We start from the raw sequence: 17230 nt of genomic DNA, 5'->3' as shown, positions 1-17230 counted from the left end.
TCGACCCCAACTCCTGACCTGCTCGCAGGCGTCGTGGCCATGTGCAGTGCTCAGCGGGCCGCGATGCCGTCGGCGCCGAGCGCTCCCAGGAAAGCCAGGCTCTCGGCAGCGGAGGATCCGACCGGCGCGGTGTACAGCACCAGATGCTGGTCACGGTCGGCGAGATGTAGGACATCGCAGTCAAGGGTGAGCCGGCCGACGATGGGGTGAGTGAAGGTCTTGGTCAGCATCGATGGCGGTTGCACGTCATTGCGCTCCCAGAGACGTGCGAATTCGTCATTGCCGCTGCGGAGTTCGTCGACGAGCGTCCGGATCGAGGGGTCATCGGGATAGCGAGCCGATGCAGTTCGTAGTTCCATCACCACGCTCTGTCGGAATTCGGCGGCGTCGGAGATGCCGTACAGCGCCTCGCCGTCGGGCACTCCCGACAGAAAGGCGTTCCGGGCCAGATTCCGGTCGTCCGGGGTGCGGGCGCCGAAGTCCTCCATCAGCGCCGCGGCGAGATCGTTCCAGGCGAGTACGTCGAACGCGGCGGAGATCACGAACCCGGCGGTCGCCGGAATGCGGTGCAGCAGTTCGGCGATGCTCGGTCGGACCTGCCGAGAGTGCAGCCCCGATCGGTTCGGGGCGGTGCCGGCGAGAAGATGGAGATGCGTGGACTCGGGACCGGTGAGCCGGAGCGCTCCGGCGATCCCGGCGAGCACATCTGCCGACGGGCGTGGGGCTCGGCCCTGTTCGAGCCGTACGTAGTACTCGGTGGAGATGTGCGCGAGAACGGCGACCTCCTCGCGTCGTAGACCCGGCGTGCGTCGGCGAGGTCCCGCAGGCAGCCCCACGTCCTCAGGTCGGAGGCGCTCGCGTCGGCTGCGGAGGAAGGCGCCCAACTCCTGCTTGTCCATGTCCCGAGTGTGCGCGCTACGCGACGGCGCAGGGTAGTACCGACTGTGCCTGAATAGGGTCGGGTCGTCGTCGCAGGCTGGCGTCATGACGAACTCACACGACAGCGCACCCATCGGACTGCTGGCAGGCAAGGTCATCTTCATCACCGGCGCGAGCCGCGGCATCGGTGCCGCCGCGGCCCACCTATTCTCGGCGGAAGGGGCGTCGGTCGTCCTCGCCGCCCGCAGCACCGACGCACTCGATCGCATCGTCACCGAGATCAGGGCCGCCGGTGGTGTCGCCGACGCCGTCACCGTCGATCTGGCCGATGCCGCGAGCATTCGCGGCGCCGTCGGACGTGTCGCCGACCTGCACGGCCGGCTCGACGGTGCGTTCAACAACGGCGGCATCGTGCAGCAACCCGGTCCGCTCGACACAACCACCGACGTCGACATCGACGACCAGTTCGCCGTGAACTTCCGGGCGCACTGGGTCGCGATGACCGCCGAGGTCGCCGTGATGCGCACCAGCGGCGGTGGGGCGATCGTGAACACGTCGAGTGTCGGCAGCCGCCGCGCCAACCCCATGCTCCCTGCCTACGGCGCCATGAAGCGTGCGCTGAACAGCATCACCGAATCGGCGGCGGTCAGTTGGGCTCCCGAAGGCATCCGTGTCAACGCGATCACCCCCGGCGGCACCACCACCGAGATGATGCTCGACTGGGACGCGCGGTCACCGGGCGTGATCGACGCGACGATCGCGGCGTCCCCGATGGGCCGGATGGCCTCACCCCGCGAGGTCGCCGAGGCTGCCGCGTGGTTGCTCAGCGACCGTGCCTCGATGGTCACCGGTGCGATCCTTCCTGTCGACGGCGGCGCGGGCGCCTGAGCGGTGTGGCGGACGTCGCGGTTGACCATCTGTATTCGGGATTAACCTGGTCTGATGAACCCGTCCACCGTCCAGGCCCGCGTCATCGTCGACGAGATGATCCGCGGTGGGGTGCGTGAGGCCGTGTTGTGTCCCGGGTCCCGCAACGCGCCGCTCGCGTTCGCCCTGCACGCCGCCGACACCGCCGGCCTGCTGCGACTGCACGTGCGCATCGACGAGCGGACCGCCGGATACCTCGCCCTCGGCCTGGCCATGGCCTCACGCCAGCCGGTCCCGATCGTCATGACCAGCGGCACCGCGGTGGCCAACATGAGCCCGGCGGTCTACGAGGCCAACTACGCCCGCGTCCCGCTGGTGGTCGTCAGCGCCAACCGGCCCTACGAGCTCCTCGGCTCCGGCGCGAACCAGACCATCGAACAGTTCGGCATCTTCGGCACCCAGGTCCGCGCGGCCATCAGCCTCGGCCTCGCCGAGCAGGACCTCGACACCAACAGTCAGTGGCGTTCCGGCGTCGGTCGCGTCCTCGCCGCCGCCCGCGGCGCGCGAACGGGCAACGCGGGTCCGGTCCAGTTCGACATCCCGCTGCGCGAACCCCTCGTGCCCGAGGAGGGGGTCGGTCCGCACGACGGCCTCGGCGAGTTCGTCGGACGCGACGGCGGACGACCGTGGACCACAGCCGAGGTCGGACGCCTCGACGTGCCCATCGAGATCGACCTCACCGAGGACACCGTGGTCGTCTCCGGGCACGGTGCCGGCGTGCGGGAGGAGCTGGCCCGGATACCGACGGTCGCCGAACCCACCGCGCCCGCGCCGGCGAACCCGCTCCATCCGCTGGCACTCGGGTTGCTGAAGCCCAAGCAGGCCATCATCTGCGGTCGGCCGACGCTGCACCGACAGGTCGCGAACCTGCTCGCCGACCGAGACGTCCGCGTCTACGCCCTGACCACCGGCCCGCGCTGGCCCGATGTGTCGGGCAACGTCCTGGCCACCGGCACCCGCGCCGAGGTCAGCGGCCATTGCTCGGAGGAGTGGCTCAAGGCCTGCTCCGACGTGCAGCAGCGTGCCGTCGGATCCGTCGACGCCGAGCTGGACCGGCCCGGGACGGTGACCGGTCTGCACGTCGCCCGGGTCGTCAGCGCGGCCCTGCGCCCCGGCGAGCAACTGGTGGTCGGGGCGTCCAACCCCATCCGTGACGTCGCGCTGGCCGGGCGGGTGTCGCCGGAGGTGCGCGTCCTGTCCAACCGCGGCGTGGCCGGCATCGACGGGACGGTGTCCACCGCCATCGGTGCCGCGCTGACCGCCGACGACGTGCGCACGGTCGCTTTCATGGGCGACCTGACCTTCGTCCACGATGCGTCCGGACTGCTCATCGGGCCCGCCGAACCGCGTCCGCGCAACCTGACGATCGTCGTGGCCAACGACGACGGCGGCGGCATCTTCGGTCTGCTCGAGCAGGGGCAACGACGGTTCTCCGGCGTCGAGTACGACGACGCCTTCGAGCGCGTCTTCGGCACCCCGCATCGCACCGATCTCGCCGCACTCTGCGCCGGATTCGGCGTCACCCACCGTCGCGTCGACCTCGCCGGGCTGCCCGCCGCGCTCGCCGAGGAATCGAGCGGTCTGCAGGTCATCGAGGTCCCCACCGACCGCGACCGCCTCCGCGACCTGCACGCCGCCATCGCACGCGGGCTGAGCTCATGACGGAGGGCCCGCTCTCGCTCCGGGCCTCGCTGCGCTCGATCCTCACTCGGCGACCCTCCGTTTCATGACGGAGGGCCCGCTCTCGCTCCGTTGGCTAAGTAGTCTCTGACGCATGTCCCCGACCCACCTCCGACGCACGCAGATCGGTCTGCTGATCGTCGCCGGGATCGTGACGATCATGATGGCCGTGATGGTGGCCGGGTGTTACCGCGACGACGCGTCCATCGACGACAACCTCGCGACGGCCACCGCGGACGTCGTGACGGCGGGCTCGACCAAGTCGACGGTGCGCTTCTACACCCCTGACGGCCAGGTCCGCAGCCCGCGCCTCGGCATCTTCTATCCCACCGAACTCGCTGTCGGACAACGCATCAGCGTCGAATATGACAGCGCGAACCCCGATCTCGTGCGCGTCGCGGGTCGGGATGCGGGCCTGTCGATCATCCCGGCCGTGTCCATAGCGGGCTACACGTGGCTGTTCGTGGTCGCGGTGATGGTCCTGCTCGCGGAGATCTCACGCCGCCGTCGAACCGACACGACCGACACCGCCTCGTCGACCCCGGACGTCGCCACACCGGCCTGAGGAGCCCGCGCCGGAGGAGTTCACCTCCCATTTCGGCCGACGTCACGTCGACGAACGTTGTGGGACAGATGAGCTGGCCACACTGACGTTCGTGCGAGTGGCAATAGTTGCGGAGAGTTTCCTGCCGAACATGAACGGCGTCGTGAACTCGGTGCTGCGCGTGCTCGATCACCTCGAGCGCCGCGGTCACGACGCGATGGTGTTCGCCCCCGACACCCCGCGTGGCGCGCAACCCGCCCCGCGCGAGGTCAACGGCGTGCCGGTGCATCTGGTGCCGTCGATGATGGTGCCCAAGATCTCGTCTCTCCCGGTGGGGGTGCCGAACCCGTCCCTGTACCGCGCGATGGCCGAGTTCGCGCCCGACGTCGTGCATCTCGCGTCACCGTTCGTGATGGGTGCCGCGGGTGCGCACGCCGCCCGGCGCCTCGACCTCCCGACGGTCGCGGTCTTCCAGACCGACGTGGCCGGATTCGCCGAGAGCTACGGCATCGGCATGGGTGCGCGGGCCGCGTGGACGTGGACGCGTCGACTGCACACGGCCTGCGACCGCACCCTGGCGCCGTCGTCGGTGTCGGTGAAAGCGCTGCAGGACCACGGGATCCCGCGGGTCTTCCGATGGGGCCGAGGCGTCGACATCGAACGGTTCAACCCGCAGCGCCGCGACGACGCGTTGCGCGCGCAGTGGAGTCCCTCCGGCGCGCCGATCGTCGGTTTCGTCGGACGGTTGGCGCCGGAGAAGCACGTCGAGCGCCTCGCGGTGTTGTCGGGACGCAGTGATCGTCAGCTCGTGATCGTCGGAGGCGGCCCCGAACGCGCGCGCCTCGAGAAGTTGATGCCCGACGCGGTGTTCACCGGCGAACTCGGCGGTGTCGAACTCGCCCGCGCCTACGCGAGCATGGACGTCTTCGTGCACCCCGGCGAGCACGAGACCTTCTGTCAGGCCGTCCAGGAGGCGCAGGCCAGCGGCGTCCCGGTGATCGGCCCCGACGCCGGCGGCCCGAAGGATCTGATCGCGAACCTGCGGACCGGGTACCTGCTCGACGTCCCGACCTTCTCCCGCCGACTGCCCGGCGCGGTCGACACCCTGCTCGACTCTAACGTCGGCACCGAGTTCGGCACGGCGGGCTGGCGCGGGGTGCAGGGACGCACCTGGCCGGTCGTCTGCGACCAGTTGCTCGGCCACTACGACGCGGTCCTCGGACGCGCGGGCAGCCTCGCGGTCCACCGCCGCACGGCCTGATCCCACGGCCCGCGTGTGTCGGGACTCTCGTACTCGACGGGCGCGCGGGCACGTACGGTTGAGCCCATGACCTCGACCTCAGTGGGCCGCGCCGGACTGGACAAGAAGCCGGCCGACGTCGCCGCCATGTTCGACGGTGTCGCCCGCCGCTACGACATCACCAACACGGTGCTCTCGTTCGGTCAGGATCGCGGCTGGCGGAAGGCGACTCGCCGCGCGCTGGCACTCGGACCCGACGACGTGGTGCTCGACCTGGCCGCCGGGACCGCGGTCTCGACCGAGGAACTCGCGCAGTCGGGTGCGCACTGCATCGCGGCCGACTTCTCCCTCGGCATGCTCAAGGCCGGCCACCGTCGGCCGGTGCCCAAGGTCGCCGCCGACGCGCTCACGCTGCCCTTCGCCGACGAGAGCTTCGATGCCGCGACCATCTCCTTCGGCCTGCGCAACGTCGCGAACGTCGACACCGCACTCGCCGAGCTGCAGCGGGTGCTCAAACCGAATGGGCGACTGGTCATCTGCGAGTTCTCGACGCCGGTGTTCGGACCGTTCCGGACGCTGTACATGGAGTACCTGATGAAGGCGCTGCCGCCGGTGGCCACGCGCGTCGCCAGCAACCCCGAGGCGTATGTCTATCTCGCCGAGTCGATCCGGGCGTGGCCTGATCAGGCCGGTCTCGCCGAGCGCATCACCGCCGCCGGTTTCGGCAACGTCCGCTGGCGCAACCTCACCGGCGGCATCGCCGCGCTGCACTACGCCACGAAGTAGCCCCCGCCAGTTGGGCAACAAAGTCCGCCAGTTGGGCAGATAAGCCCACTGAGTGGGCATCGGGGCTCTCACCTGTCGAGCAGGTGCCCAATCGGTGGGTCTATGTGCCCAACTGACGGGTTTACGTGCCCAACTGACGCACGCGGTCAGACGAAGGGCGGGCGGTGGTCCAGGCGGACCGACGCCGAGCCGGCCACCCGCCACGCGCGCGCGAGCAGATCGCCGTCCTCCGGGGTGATCAAGTTGCCCATCACCCGCACGACCATCGACATCAACGCCGCCGAGCGGATGCCCGGTCGGCCGAGCACCGGAACCGCCTGCGGGAACGTCAGCACACCGGCGAGGCGGCGGGCGGCGGAGAACGCCGTCCCGTAGTGCTCGGTGAGAACGGCAGGCCACGCAGACGTGTGATCGGTCTCATCGAGCCGTTCGACGGCCATCCGTCCGGTCTCCAGTGCGTAGTCGATGCCCTCACCGTTGAGCGGGTTCACACACGCCGCGGCGTCGCCGATGAGCATCCAGTTGCGCCCCGCGACCCCGGAGACCGCACCTCCCATGGGCAGCAGTGCCGAGGTGACCCGCATCGGATCGCCGGTGATCTGCCACCGCTCGCGTTGCGAGTTGTTGTAGTGATCGACGATCGGACGCAACGCCATGTGTGCGGGCCGCTTGCCGGTGGCCAGCGCGCCCACGCCGATGTTGACCAATCCGCTCTCCGCGCCGAGCGGGAACACCCAGCCGTACCCGGGGAGCAATTCGCCTGCGCCGTCGCGGAGTTCGAGGTCCGAGCCCATCCAGGTGTCGTCGGCCCGACCCGATGTCGCGTATGCGCGCGCGGCCACGCCGTAGGCGGTGTCGCGGTGCCACTCGCGACCGAGTTCGCGCCCCAGCGTCGAGCGCACCCCGTCGGCGATGATCAGCTGGCGAACACGGATCTCCGAGCGGCCCTGGTCACCCTCGACGACGACGGAATGTACAGCGCCATCACGCATCTCGACTCCGACCGCCTTGGTGCCCTGCACCATTCGCGCGCCGCGATCGAGTGCCACGTGTCGGATGCGGTCGTCGAGTTCGGTGCGTGCCACCGCGCTGCCGTGTTCCGGGAATCTGCCTGAGGGCCAACGGATCTGCTGGCTGGCGCCCCAGCCGCGCATCGACAACCCGACGATCCGGGGCCGCGTCGAGAGGAACTCGCCCAGTCCGAGCCGATCCATCTCGGCCACCGCGCGCGGGGTCAGCCCGTCACCGCAGGTCTTGTCGCGGGGGAACACCGCGTCGTCGAGCAGGACCACCTCGCGGCCCGCCGACGCTGCATGCGCGGCGGCCGCCGAACCGCCCGGACCCGCGCCGACGACGAGCACATCGGCGTGGGTGGGGACAGAACGGTCGGAGGTCACACGACCATTATCGCCGAACACCGATGGCAACGATTACGCTCGGTCGTAGGTGGGGCCTCCGGTCCCGACGCGTGATCCGAATGAGAGTTGCCGGCGCGGACGCGACGGCAGCGAGTAGATGGAGTGGTTGGGAACCGTGAAGACCACGTTCATGGGCATCGACATGGGCTCGGACGAGTTCTCGTCCGGGATCGGTGACTCACTGGCCAAGGTCGAGGAGCTGTTGCTCGCCGAGCTGTCGTCGGGCGAGGACTTCCTCACCGAGGCGGCCACCCATCTCGCCAAGGCGGGCGGCAAGCGCTTCCGCCCCGTGTTCGCCCTGCTCTCGTCGCAGTTCGGCCCGAACCCACACGCCTCCGAGGTCATCACCGCGTCGACCGTCGTCGAGCTGATCCATCTCGCCACGCTCTATCACGACGACGTCATGGACGAGGCCGAGCTGCGACGCGGCGCGGTCAGCGCCAACGCCCGGTGGAGCAACAGCGTCGCCATCCTGGCGGGCGACTTCCTCTTCGCCCGCGCTTCACGGCTGGTCTCGACCCTGGGCCCGGAATCGGTGCTGATCATCGCCGACACCTTCGCCGAGCTGGTCACCGGCCAGATGCGCGAGACCATCGGCAATCCGTCGGGCACCGACCCGGTGGACCACTACCTGCGCGTCGTCTGGGAGAAGACGGCGTCGTTGATCGCCGCGGCCGGCCGTTTCGGTGGCATGACCTCGGGCGCGACCGACGACGACATCGAGCGGCTCTCGCGCCTCGGCGACGCCATCGGCACCGCATTCCAGGTGTCCGACGACATCATCGACATCAGTTCCCAGCCCGGCGACTCGGGCAAGAACCCCGGCACCGACCTCCGCGAGGGCGTGCACACGTTGCCGGTCCTCTACGCGCTCACCGAGCAGGGCCCCGACGCCGATCGCCTGCGCGAGCTGTTGCTCTCGGCCTCCGGCGAGCGTCTGCCGCTGACCGACGACGCCGAGGTCACCGAGGCACTCGGCCTGCTCAACGCGTCGGTTGGGATGGTCCGCGCCCGCGAGACGCTGGCCGGGTACGCCGATCGGGCCTACTCCGAGCTCGCACAGCTGCCCGACAACGAGGCCAAGAGGGCGTTGACCTCGCTGGTGAGTTACACCGTCGAGCGGATCGGCTGACCGCACCCCGTTGCCGGCGACGGAAACTTTGCCGCCCGGTCGCTCGTTGAGGGGACGACAACGCCCACCCGGCGTTGACCACCCGGCACGGAGGAGCGACCGCGATGCACGGCCACGCGAATGGACTGAAGACCGTACTGCTGCTCGGCTTCATGTCGGCGATCATCGTCGGCATCGGCGCGGCCTTCCGCAGCCCTGCGATCCTCCTCGTGGCGGTGGTCTTCGCGGTCGGCATGAACGCCTACGTCTACTTCAACAGCGCGAAGATGGCGCTCAAGGCGATGCACGCGCAGCCGGTCACCGAGGTGCAGGCGCCGATGATCTACCGCATCGTCCGCGAGCTCGCGACCAACGCCCGCCAGCCCATGCCCGCGCTGTACATCAGCCCCACCGAGGCGCCCAATGCCTTTGCCACCGGCCGCAACCCGAAGAACGCGGCGGTCTGCTGCACGCAGGGCATCCTGCAGATCCTCGACGAGCGTGAGCTGCGGGCCGTGCTCGGCCACGAGCTGAGCCACGTCTACAACCGCGACATCCTGATCTCGTCGATCGCGGGCGCGATGGCGGCGGTCGTCACGGGTCTGGCCAACTTCGCGATGTTCGCCGGGATGTTCGGCGGCAACCGCGAGGGCGGCGCCAATCCCTTTGCGCTGATCCTGATCTCGCTGCTCGGACCGATCGCGGCGACCGTCGTCAAGCTCGCGGTGTCGCGCTCGCGGGAGTACCAGGCCGACGCATCGGGGGCCGAGCTGACCGGTGACCCGCTGGCGCTGGCGTCCGCGCTGCGCAAGATCTCCGGCGGGGTCGAGGCCAAGCCGCTGCCCCCGCAGACCGACCTGGCCGCGCAGTCGCACCTGATGATCGCCAACCCGTTCCGCGGCGGCGAGCGCATCGGTCGGATGTTCGCCACGCATCCGCCGATGGAGGACCGCATCGCCCGTCTCGAGGCGATGGCCCGCGGGCCCCGCTGAGTCCCTACCGGTAGTTCACGAACTGCAGGGCGATCTCGAAGTCCTTGCCCTTGAGAAGCGCGATGATCTCCTGGAGGTCGTCGCGCTTCTTGCTCGACACCCGCAGCTCGTCGCCCTGGATGAGCGCCTTGACGCCCTTGGGGCCCTCGTCGCGGATGGCCTTGGTGATCTTCTTGGCCTTCTCCGAGTCGATGCCCTGCACCAGGTTCCCGGACAGGCGGTAGCCCTTGCCCGACGACGCCGGCTCGCCTGCGTCGAACGCCTTGAGCGAGATGTCGCGGCGGATGAGCTTCTCCTTGAACACCTCGAGAGCCGCCTCGGTGCGTTCCTCGGTGTCGGAGGTGATCACGATGGTCTCGTCGCCCGACCAGTCGATCTTCGTGTTGGTGCCCCGGAAGTCGTAGCGCTGCGAGAGTTCCTTCGCGGCCTGGTTCAGAGCGTTGTCGACCTCTTGTCGATCGATCTTGCTGACCACGTCGAATGATGAATCTGCCATGCGCTCAGGGTAGCGACGTGTGCCTCGGGTCCGCTCTTCGCACGGTCTCGTGTCGTTTGCGCGCTACCGGAACCATGCAAACCGCACTTGACCCTGCAAACCCCGTTCCTGGGGAGCCGCGGCGAAACGGGGACAACCCGGCCGGGACGGCTCCGATGACGACGCGACGGTCGCCGTGATCGCCGACGCTCGATGCATGACACCAGTAGCGAAGACCCGTCGAGATCTGATCGCGGGTGGCATGACGCGCAAGGACATCTCGGACGCCGTGGCACACGGGGCGCTGACCGTTCTCGCGCCCGGCTACTACGTCATTCCTGCGGAGTTGGGCCGCTTCGACGAGCACCGTCACCTCTCGCTTGCGCTCGGAGTGGTGGCGAACATGGCGGACGGGACCGCGCTGGCCGGAGTGAGTGCAGCGGTGAATCTCGGCCTACCCGTGCTCGGAGCGGACCTGTCGCATGTCCACGTCGCGCGTCCCGGGATGCGCGCTTCTGGCACACAGGTGACGGCGATCAGTGTGTTGCATCGCAACATCGCTTCTCGGGAACTGGTCCAGATCGGAGGGGTCCTGTCGACATCGGTGGCGCGAACGATCATCGATGTCGCACGCACCCAATCGGTGCGCGCGGCCACCAGCGCAGGAGACGCAGCTCTTCGTCGGAAACTCTGCGACGAGAGTGATCTGACGCACAGCTAGAGCGCATGGGGCCCGTGCACGGGTGTGGTCGAGCTCGCTCGGCCGTAGCGCGTCTCGACGGTCGCTCAGAGAGTCCCCTGGAGTCGTGGAGCCGACTGGTCATCGCAAAATCTCGCCTTCCGATGCCGGACCTACAACGCGAGATCTTCGACGAGCACGCGCGCCTGGTCGGTCGGGTCGACTTCTTGTGGGAGGAGTTCGGCGTCGTGGGGGAGTGCGACGGCATGGGCAAGTACTTCGGTCAGTACTCGGAGAAGTCGTTGCGCGAGATCCTCGACGAGGAGAAGTTCCGCGCGCAGGAGTTGCAGGACCTCGGCTACGTCGTCGTCCGATGGACCTGGCACGAACTGCTCCACCGGCCGGACGTGGTCATCGAACGGATACGCCGAGCGGTCGAGCGGGCGCGGAGTTGATCGGTTCGCAACAGCGAGCGCCGTTCGCACCGTGCGTCGGCGATGCGAACGGCCACGAACGATGCGAACGCTCGTCGGAGCACGCGTCACGACATGCGGTTTTCGCAACTGGGGCCACTGCGTTGTAGTCTTCTCGGCGTTGCCTCCGCGGTGTTTCACTACCGGGGGACACAGCGCGGCACGTTGCCCGAGCGGCCAATGGGAGCGGACTGTAAATCCGTCGCGCAAGCTACGTAGGTTCGAATCCTACACGTGCCACCACCTCACCTGGGATCCTCGAATTCACCTTCGAATCCCTTGTGAGCTGCCTGAATACAGAGAGAGGCACCGTCTCGACGGCGTCGGATCCCAGCGATTTGGCGACTGCGCAGGCGGCTGTGTAATCTCGTTAAGGCTCTCGGGGCGTCGCAAGATGCTCCGGGTCCCGCCCCCTTAGCTCAGTCGGTAGAGCGTTTCCATGGTAAGGAAAAGGTCAACGGTTCGATTCCGTTAGGGGGCTCGCTGGACTCCCAGACCGTCGCCGGCCTGGGCGGCCATGGCGGTGTAGCTCAGTTGGTTAGAGCGAACGACTCATAATCGTTAGGTCGCCGGTTCGAGTCCGGCCATCGCTACAGCGAGACAACGCTGCACACGGCGACGACGCGCGGTGACCTCCGCGCACCGGCGCGTGTGCAGTACCCGAGATCGATCCACCGAAAGGCAGCCCCGTGGCCTCCTCAACAGACGTGCGGCCCAAGATCACCTTGGCCTGCGAGGTTTGCAAACACCGCAACTACATCACCAAGAAGAACCGCCGTAACGATCCCGATCGCCTCGAGATCAAGAAGTTCTGCCCGAACTGCGGCAAGCACCAGAGCCACAAAGAGTCGCGCTGACCATCTCGCCCCGACGATGAGACATCGCCGGGGCGTCGTGGCGTCTGGGGGGACCACGCCACGACTGGTAGCGTTTCGCGAGCAACACAACGATCTCCCAGTCTTCCGACGGTCCACAGTCGATCGCGTCGAGGCTGGTCAAGACGGTCGAGTGCTCCGGTCCGACAGCCCGTTCGCGGGTGTCGCCCGTGATGACCCGGCCGCCCACCGACGACCAGTGAAGGGTCAGGTTCTGTGACCAACGTGAGTGAATCCTCGATCCCCTCCGTCGAAGAGCGCCTGGCGATCATGGCGAACCAGACCAGCCTCTCGCCGGAGGAGATCGCCGAGCGGACCCTTCAGCAGGTCGGCTTCCACTACACGGTCGAGGACTACTACGAGGTCGGTCGCGAGAAGGTCCGCGAGTACGCCCGCGCCGTCCAGGACGGCAACCCCGTCCACTGGAACGAGGCCGCGGCGACCGCGAACGGACACCCGACCCTGATCGCGCCGCTGTCGTTCGTCGCCATCCCCGGCATGATCGCCCAGCGCCGTCTCTTCGAGGAGATGGTGGAGGGGTGGGATCTGTGGAAGATGCTGCAGACCGACCAGCGCCTGGTGTTCCACAAGCCCGTCGAGGTCGGTGACCGGCTCATCTGCGTGGTGTCGCTCGACTCGTACCGCCAGATGGGTGGCGCGGACGTGCTCGTGACCAAGAACCAGATCCACAACCAGGACGACGTCCCGGTGATGACGACCTGGACCACGCTGGTGGCCCGCGCGGGTGAGTCCCCGGCTCCGTCGTTCATGACGACGGTGGCGCACACCATGCTGGTCGAAGGGGCGACGTACGACCACGGTCAGACGATCCCCGACCACAGCGGCTTCTTCACCGAGCCCGATCCGGCCGCCGATCCCAAGCCGTATGGCGCCATCGACTTCGACAGCCTCACCGTCGGCCAGGAGCTCGAGCCCCGCACGGTCAAGCTGACCCGCGGCAACCTGATCAACTACGCCGGTGTCGCCGGCGATCCCAACCCGATCCACTTCAGCGACGAGATCGCCGACATCGTGGGCCTCGACACCGTCGTCGCCCACGGGATGCAGACCATGGGCATCAGCGCGGGATACATCACCGACTTCGTCGGCGATCCCGGTGCGGTCTACGAGTACAACGTCCGTTTCACCGCGCCGGTCTACGTCCCGCGGGACGGCTACGGCCAGATGGATCTCACCGCCAAGATCAAGTCGCTCGATCCCGAGACCCGCCGCGGGCAGATCGCGCTGACCGCCAAGTCCAACGGCAAGAAGATCTTCGGCCGCGCCGTCGCGAGCGTCCAGTTCAACTGAGACGACCCTCCTGGCGACGGGCCGGAATGACCCGTTGCGAGCGCTCGACGTGGGCAAATTGGTTCGCACAGGCGCGTGTCGTACACTGAATCGTCTGAGGTTACTCACGCTACGCGCTGCCCTTCAGGGCGGCGCGTTGGTTTTGTGCAGTGCGAGTGTTCCGGTACTGCGAGTGTGAGGAACAGCAGATGGACCGGCTTGCAGGCGTGGGACGATGGTTCCATGGCGAGGTCGCGTCCAGACGGATCGGTGTGAGCCGATCCAAAGGGGCGTAGCTCAACTGGCAGAGCAGCGGTCTCCAAAACCGCAGGTTGCAGGTTCAAGTCCTGTCGCCCCTGCCCAAAGATGTGCGACGAGAGGATGATGTGGTGAGCAAGCGCGACAGAGCTGCACGCGCCAAGGGAACCCCCGAGGCCGAAGCCACCGACGGCGTCACCGACGCCGCCGACGTTCTCACCGACGAGACCGCGGCCCGGCCGACGGGCAAGCGGTCGTCCACTCCGCGCGGCAAGCGGAACACCGCGCCGGACAGCGAGGCGGACACCGCGTCGAGCGTCGCACTCAAGGAGCGTTCGTCGCGCTCGTCGACCGCGACGGACCAGAGCCGCAACCCGTTCATCCGGTTGTGGATCTTCCTGAAGCAGGTCGTCGGCGAGCTCAAGAAGGTCATCTGGCCGAGCCGGTCGGAGATGGTCCGCTACACGATCATCGTGCTGATCTTCGTGATCGTCATGACGGCGTTCATCTCCGGCATCGACCTGGGCTTCGCGAAAGCTGTCCTCTGGTTGTTCGGCTGAGCCGACCGACCACACACTCATCCGCGCACCGCGCCGGGTGCGAGCACGACCGTATTGAAAGGGAGCGTGGGCTGCAGTGAGCACCCCCGAGCATGACACCGAGAGCATCCAGGAAGCCGACATCGACGCCATCGAGAACGGCACCGACGTACTGGACGCACCGGTCGACGTGGCCGCCACCGAGGAACTGACCGAGGCGGTCGCGGGTTCCATCGACGCTTCCGACGATGTCGTAGCCCCGGCGCAGGACGCGGAAGCGCCCGTCGCCGAGGAAGAAGAGGTCGACCCGGTCGAGGAGCTCAAGAAGGAGCTCCGTCGCGCCCCCGGCGACTGGTACGTCATCCACTCCTACGCCGGGTACGAGAACAAGGTGAAGGCCAACCTCGAGACCCGCGTGCAGAACCTCGACGTCGGCGACTTCATCTTCCAGGTCGAAGTGCCGACCGAAGAGGTCACCGAGATCAAGAACGGCCAGCCGAAGAAGGTCCAGCGCAAGGTGCTGCCGGGCTACATCCTGGTGCGCATGGAGCTGAACGACGACTCGTGGGGCGCCGTGCGCAACACCCCGGGTGTCACCGGCTTCGTCGGAATGACCTCGAAGCCGTCGCCGTTGTCGATGAAGGAAGTCCTGCAGTTCCTGCTGCCCCGCGTCGAGGCGAAGAAGCCGGCCGCGGGCAAGTCCTCGGGTGGTTCCGAGGGCGGCATCGGTGCGTCGGCGTCGCCGACCATCGAGGTCGACTTCCAGGTCGGCGAGTCGGTCACCGTCATGGACGGCCCGTTCGCCACGTTGCCCGCGTCGATCTCCGAGGTCAACGCCGAGCAGCGCAAGGTGAAGGTGCTCGTCTCGATCTTCGGTCGCGAGACCCCGGTCGAGCTCGGCTTCGCCCAGGTGGAAAAGATCTAACAACAGACTTCGCGTCTCCAGCGGGCGCGATACGCCAGGCGAGATGGACCGGTGCGATCGGTTCTCGAACCCGGCACACACAGAGACAACACAAAGGTTAAAGAGAGATGCCCCCCAAGAAGAAGAAGCTCGCCGGGATCATCAAGCTCCAGATCCAGGCCGGTGCGGCCAACCCCGCCCCGCCCGTGGGTCCGGCGCTCGGTCAGCACGGCGTGAACATCATGGAGTTCTGCAAGGCGTACAACGCCGCGACCGAGTCGCAGCGTGGCACGGTCATCCCCGTCGAGATCTCGGTCTACGAAGACCGCTCGTTCGACTTCAAGCTGAAGACCCCTCCGGCGGCCAAGCTGCTGCTCAAGGCGGCCGGACTGCAGAAGGGCTCGGGAGAGCCGCACGTCAAGAAGGTCGGCAAGGTCACCATGGACCAGGTCCGTGAGATCGCCAAGACCAAGCAGGAAGACCTCAACGCCAACGACGTCGAGCAGGCCGCGAAGATCATCGCAGGCACCGCTCGGTCGATGGGCATCACGGTCACCTAGGAACCCCTCGCCGCCGGTGTCCGCCGGCGACGAACTCGAGAGCGTGGGAGGACCGGCTTCGGTCCGCACACCACCAATCCGCAACCGCTGCGGAGAAGGAAAGAAGCACCGTATGAGCAAGAAGAGCAAGGCCTACCAGGCCGCCGTCGAGAAGATCGACAAGGACAACCTGTACAGCCCGCTGGAGGCTGCAGGGCTGGCCAAGGAGACGGCGTCGACCAAGTACGACCCGACCGTCGAGGTCGCGATCCGTCTCGGTGTCGACCCCCGCAAGGCTGACCAGATGGTCCGCGGCACCGTGAACCTGCCGCACGGCACCGGTAAGACCGCCCGCGTCATCGTGTTCGCCGTCGGTGACAAGGCCGCCGAGGCCACCGCCGCCGGTGCCGACGAGGTCGGCGCCGAGGACCTGATCGAGAAGATCCAGGGCGGGTGGCTCGATTTCGACGCCGCCATCGCGACCCCGGATCAGATGGCCAAGGTCGGACGCATCGCACGCGTCCTCGGCCCGCGCGGTCTGATGCCCAACCCGAAGACCGGCACCGTGACGCCCGACGTCACCAAGGCCGTCAACGAGATCAAGGGCGGAAAGATCAACTTCCGTGTCGACAAGGCCTCGAACCTGCACCTGGTGATCGGCAAGGCGTCGTTCGACCAGCGCCAGCTCGCCGAGAACTACGGCGCGGCCCTCGACGAGGTCCTCCGTGCGAAGCCGTCGGCCTCGAAGGGTCGCTACCTGCGCAAGGTGACCGTGTCGACCACGTCTGGCCCGGGTATCCCGGTCGACCCGGCGCGTAACCGGAACTACACCGAAGACGACGTCTGATCGTCTGATCTGTACAGCGCAACAGCCGCGACGCCTCGAGCGTCGCGGCTGTTGCCGTCTCCGGGTCAACCCGGCCGCCGGACCAACCCGTCGAGGTGGTCGGCGAACTCACCCGCGTGCGACAACATCGCCATGTGGCCACCGCCGATGACGTCGGGTTCGACGCCGAGGCGGTCGGCGACGACACGTCGCATGAACGGCTCGGGGAACAACCGGTCGTCGCGGAAGAGCAGGAACCGGGTCTCGACGTCCGGCAGGGCCGACGCGGGCCAGATCTGCGTCGCGGGGGTGTCGGACTGAGTGCGTTCGATCTGCTCGGCGACGATCTCCGGCGCCACCCCGTTGTAGAACAACGCATCCATGTCGTCGGGGTCGTAGGTCTGCGTCGCCGCGGCGTCGCGCTGGGCCTGCGCCGTACCGGTGGCGGCCCACCATTGTTCGGGTCGCTCACCGGGTCGCGGGATCATCGCCGAGGCGAAGACCAGCATCGACGCGTCGACCAGGGGACAGGCGAGCGGCGCGGTGAAGCCGCCGAACGAGTGGGCGACGACGATCGGCCGGTCGGTGTCGGCGGGTGTCTGGGCGGCGACGGCGGCGGCGTAGTCGGTGAGATCGGCGTCGTCGTCCTCGCAGGGGAGGTCGATGGGGACCACCCGATGGGAGCGATCGGCCAACTCCGACACCAGGATTCGCCAGTAGGACGGGTCGGAGCCGCCGCCGGGGATGAGCAGGAAGGTCGCCATCGGATCACGCTCCGATCGGTCGGTGAGGACG

Annotated in this window: 19 protein-coding genes and 4 tRNA genes; 19 read left to right on the top strand and 4 right to left on the bottom strand. The window is 67.9% G+C overall.

Annotated features, from left to right (window positions below):
• Positions 1-50: 50 nt before the first annotated feature.
• Entirely contained in the window at positions 51-899 is an 849-nt protein-coding gene (locus LX13_RS18375; RefSeq protein ID WP_253662692.1) for a helix-turn-helix transcriptional regulator, read from the bottom strand.
• An 85-nt stretch (positions 900-984) separates the two neighbouring features.
• On the opposite strand from LX13_RS18375, the gene LX13_RS18370 reads away from it, so the two are divergent.
• The 5 genes from LX13_RS18370 to LX13_RS18350 all read left to right on the top strand — a co-directional run bounded on the left by LX13_RS18370 (position 985) and on the right by LX13_RS18350 (position 6056).
• Positions 985-1767: an SDR family NAD(P)-dependent oxidoreductase gene (locus tag LX13_RS18370; RefSeq protein ID WP_253662691.1), complete on the top strand. Its 783-nt coding sequence runs from the start codon at positions 985-987 to the stop codon at positions 1765-1767.
• Between the two features lie 54 nt (positions 1768-1821).
• Positions 1822-3468, top strand: coding sequence for a 2-succinyl-5-enolpyruvyl-6-hydroxy-3-cyclohexene-1-carboxylic-acid synthase (gene menD, locus LX13_RS18365; protein WP_253662690.1), 1647 nt, complete (start codon positions 1822-1824; stop codon positions 3466-3468).
• A gap of 112 nt (positions 3469-3580) precedes the next feature.
• Positions 3581-4051, top strand: a complete 471-nt coding sequence (locus LX13_RS18360; RefSeq protein WP_253662689.1) for a DUF3592 domain-containing protein — start codon at positions 3581-3583, stop codon at positions 4049-4051.
• 91 nt (positions 4052-4142) lie between these two features.
• Complete coding sequence (locus LX13_RS18355) at positions 4143-5291, top strand: glycosyltransferase family 4 protein (protein ID WP_253662688.1); 1149 nt, start codon at positions 4143-4145, stop codon at positions 5289-5291.
• A 66-nt stretch (positions 5292-5357) separates the two neighbouring features.
• A complete protein-coding gene (locus tag LX13_RS18350; RefSeq protein ID WP_253662687.1) occupies positions 5358-6056 on the top strand; it encodes a demethylmenaquinone methyltransferase in 699 nt (232 codons plus the stop codon).
• Between the two features lie 146 nt (positions 6057-6202).
• On the opposite strand, the gene LX13_RS18345 is transcribed toward LX13_RS18350, so the two are convergent.
• Positions 6203-7453, bottom strand: coding sequence for a geranylgeranyl reductase family protein (locus tag LX13_RS18345; protein ID WP_253662686.1), 1251 nt, complete (start codon positions 7451-7453; stop codon positions 6203-6205).
• Between the two features lie 136 nt (positions 7454-7589).
• Here LX13_RS18345 and LX13_RS18340 point away from each other — a divergent pair, with 136 nt between their 5' ends.
• Positions 7590-8606: a polyprenyl synthetase family protein gene (locus LX13_RS18340; protein ID WP_308214763.1), complete on the top strand. Its 1017-nt coding sequence runs from the start codon at positions 7590-7592 to the stop codon at positions 8604-8606.
• 104 nt (positions 8607-8710) lie between these two features.
• The gene (gene htpX / locus LX13_RS18335) at positions 8711-9577 is read left to right on the top strand and encodes a zinc metalloprotease HtpX (RefSeq protein ID WP_253662685.1); all 867 of its coding nucleotides are present in this window, start codon (positions 8711-8713) and stop codon (positions 9575-9577) included.
• Between the two features lie 4 nt (positions 9578-9581).
• Here htpX and LX13_RS18330 read toward each other — a convergent pair whose 3' ends face one another.
• Complete coding sequence (locus LX13_RS18330) at positions 9582-10073, bottom strand: YajQ family cyclic di-GMP-binding protein (RefSeq protein WP_253662684.1); 492 nt, start codon at positions 10071-10073, stop codon at positions 9582-9584.
• A gap of 196 nt (positions 10074-10269) precedes the next feature.
• Here LX13_RS18330 and LX13_RS18325 point away from each other — a divergent pair, with 196 nt between their 5' ends.
• The 12 genes from LX13_RS18325 to rplA all read left to right on the top strand — a co-directional run bounded on the left by LX13_RS18325 (position 10270) and on the right by rplA (position 16456).
• On the top strand, positions 10270-10773 hold the full coding sequence (locus tag LX13_RS18325; protein ID WP_253662683.1) for a type IV toxin-antitoxin system AbiEi family antitoxin domain-containing protein: 504 nt from the start codon (positions 10270-10272) through the stop codon (positions 10771-10773).
• A 122-nt stretch (positions 10774-10895) separates the two neighbouring features.
• Positions 10896-11186, top strand: coding sequence for a DUF559 domain-containing protein (locus LX13_RS18320; protein WP_253662682.1), 291 nt, complete (start codon positions 10896-10898; stop codon positions 11184-11186).
• 177 nt (positions 11187-11363) lie between these two features.
• A tRNA-Tyr gene (locus LX13_RS18315) sits at positions 11364-11447 on the top strand.
• A 165-nt stretch (positions 11448-11612) separates the two neighbouring features.
• A tRNA-Thr gene (locus LX13_RS18310) sits at positions 11613-11685 on the top strand.
• A 38-nt stretch (positions 11686-11723) separates the two neighbouring features.
• A tRNA-Met gene (locus tag LX13_RS18305) sits at positions 11724-11797 on the top strand.
• A 96-nt stretch (positions 11798-11893) separates the two neighbouring features.
• Positions 11894-12061, top strand: a complete 168-nt coding sequence (gene rpmG / locus LX13_RS18300) for a 50S ribosomal protein L33 (RefSeq protein WP_253662681.1) — start codon at positions 11894-11896, stop codon at positions 12059-12061.
• 288 nt (positions 12062-12349) lie between these two features.
• Entirely contained in the window at positions 12350-13390 is a 1041-nt protein-coding gene (locus LX13_RS18295; RefSeq protein WP_301301503.1) for a fused (3R)-hydroxyacyl-ACP dehydratase subunits HadA/HadB, read from the top strand.
• A 265-nt stretch (positions 13391-13655) separates the two neighbouring features.
• A tRNA-Trp gene (locus tag LX13_RS18290) sits at positions 13656-13728 on the top strand.
• 30 nt (positions 13729-13758) lie between these two features.
• Positions 13759-14187 carry a preprotein translocase subunit SecE gene (gene secE / locus LX13_RS18285; protein WP_253662679.1) on the top strand — a complete coding sequence of 143 codons (429 nt, stop codon included), beginning with the start codon at positions 13759-13761 and terminating at the stop codon, positions 14185-14187.
• Positions 14188-14263: 76 nt separating this feature from the next.
• Positions 14264-15091, top strand: coding sequence for a transcription termination/antitermination protein NusG (nusG, locus tag LX13_RS18280; RefSeq protein WP_253662678.1), 828 nt, complete (start codon positions 14264-14266; stop codon positions 15089-15091).
• A 107-nt stretch (positions 15092-15198) separates the two neighbouring features.
• Positions 15199-15630: a 50S ribosomal protein L11 gene (rplK, locus tag LX13_RS18275; RefSeq protein ID WP_188489041.1), complete on the top strand. Its 432-nt coding sequence runs from the start codon at positions 15199-15201 to the stop codon at positions 15628-15630.
• 112 nt (positions 15631-15742) lie between these two features.
• Positions 15743-16456 (top strand): 50S ribosomal protein L1, encoded by a 714-nt coding sequence (gene rplA / locus LX13_RS18270; protein WP_253662677.1) that lies wholly within the window; start codon positions 15743-15745, stop codon positions 16454-16456.
• Between the two features lie 65 nt (positions 16457-16521).
• On the opposite strand, the gene LX13_RS18265 is transcribed toward rplA, so the two are convergent.
• Positions 16522-17199, bottom strand: coding sequence for an alpha/beta hydrolase (locus tag LX13_RS18265; protein ID WP_253662676.1), 678 nt, complete (start codon positions 17197-17199; stop codon positions 16522-16524).
• Positions 17200-17230 lie beyond the last annotated feature (31 nt).

This window comes from Williamsia maris (genome assembly GCF_024171815.1).
In the GTDB taxonomy this organism is placed as follows: domain Bacteria; phylum Actinomycetota; class Actinomycetes; order Mycobacteriales; family Mycobacteriaceae; genus Williamsia_A; species Williamsia_A maris.
Note: the sequence above shows the minus strand (reverse complement) of the source record. Positions and strands in the feature narration are given on the sequence as shown.

Coding starts and splice junctions, on each gene's coding strand:
- LX13_RS18375 (WP_253662692.1), bottom strand. CDS start 899: ATGGACAAGCAGGAGTTGGGCGCCTTCCTCCGCAGCCGACGCGAGCGC.
- LX13_RS18370 (WP_253662691.1), top strand. CDS start 985: ATGACGAACTCACACGACAGCGCACCCATCGGACTGCTGGCAGGCAAG.
- menD (WP_253662690.1), top strand. CDS start 1,822: ATGAACCCGTCCACCGTCCAGGCCCGCGTCATCGTCGACGAGATGATC.
- LX13_RS18360 (WP_253662689.1), top strand. CDS start 3,581: ATGTCCCCGACCCACCTCCGACGCACGCAGATCGGTCTGCTGATCGTC.
- LX13_RS18350 (WP_253662687.1), top strand. CDS start 5,358: ATGACCTCGACCTCAGTGGGCCGCGCCGGACTGGACAAGAAGCCGGCC.
- htpX (WP_253662685.1), top strand. CDS start 8,711: ATGCACGGCCACGCGAATGGACTGAAGACCGTACTGCTGCTCGGCTTC.
- LX13_RS18330 (WP_253662684.1), bottom strand. CDS start 10,073: ATGGCAGATTCATCATTCGACGTGGTCAGCAAGATCGATCGACAAGAG.
- LX13_RS18325 (WP_253662683.1), top strand. CDS start 10,270: ATGACACCAGTAGCGAAGACCCGTCGAGATCTGATCGCGGGTGGCATG.
- LX13_RS18320 (WP_253662682.1), top strand. CDS start 10,896: ATGCCGGACCTACAACGCGAGATCTTCGACGAGCACGCGCGCCTGGTC.
- LX13_RS18295 (WP_301301503.1), top strand. CDS start 12,350: ATGGCGAACCAGACCAGCCTCTCGCCGGAGGAGATCGCCGAGCGGACC.
- rplK (WP_188489041.1), top strand. CDS start 15,199: ATGCCCCCCAAGAAGAAGAAGCTCGCCGGGATCATCAAGCTCCAGATC.
- rplA (WP_253662677.1), top strand. CDS start 15,743: ATGAGCAAGAAGAGCAAGGCCTACCAGGCCGCCGTCGAGAAGATCGAC.
- LX13_RS18265 (WP_253662676.1), bottom strand. CDS start 17,199: ATGGCGACCTTCCTGCTCATCCCCGGCGGCGGCTCCGACCCGTCCTAC.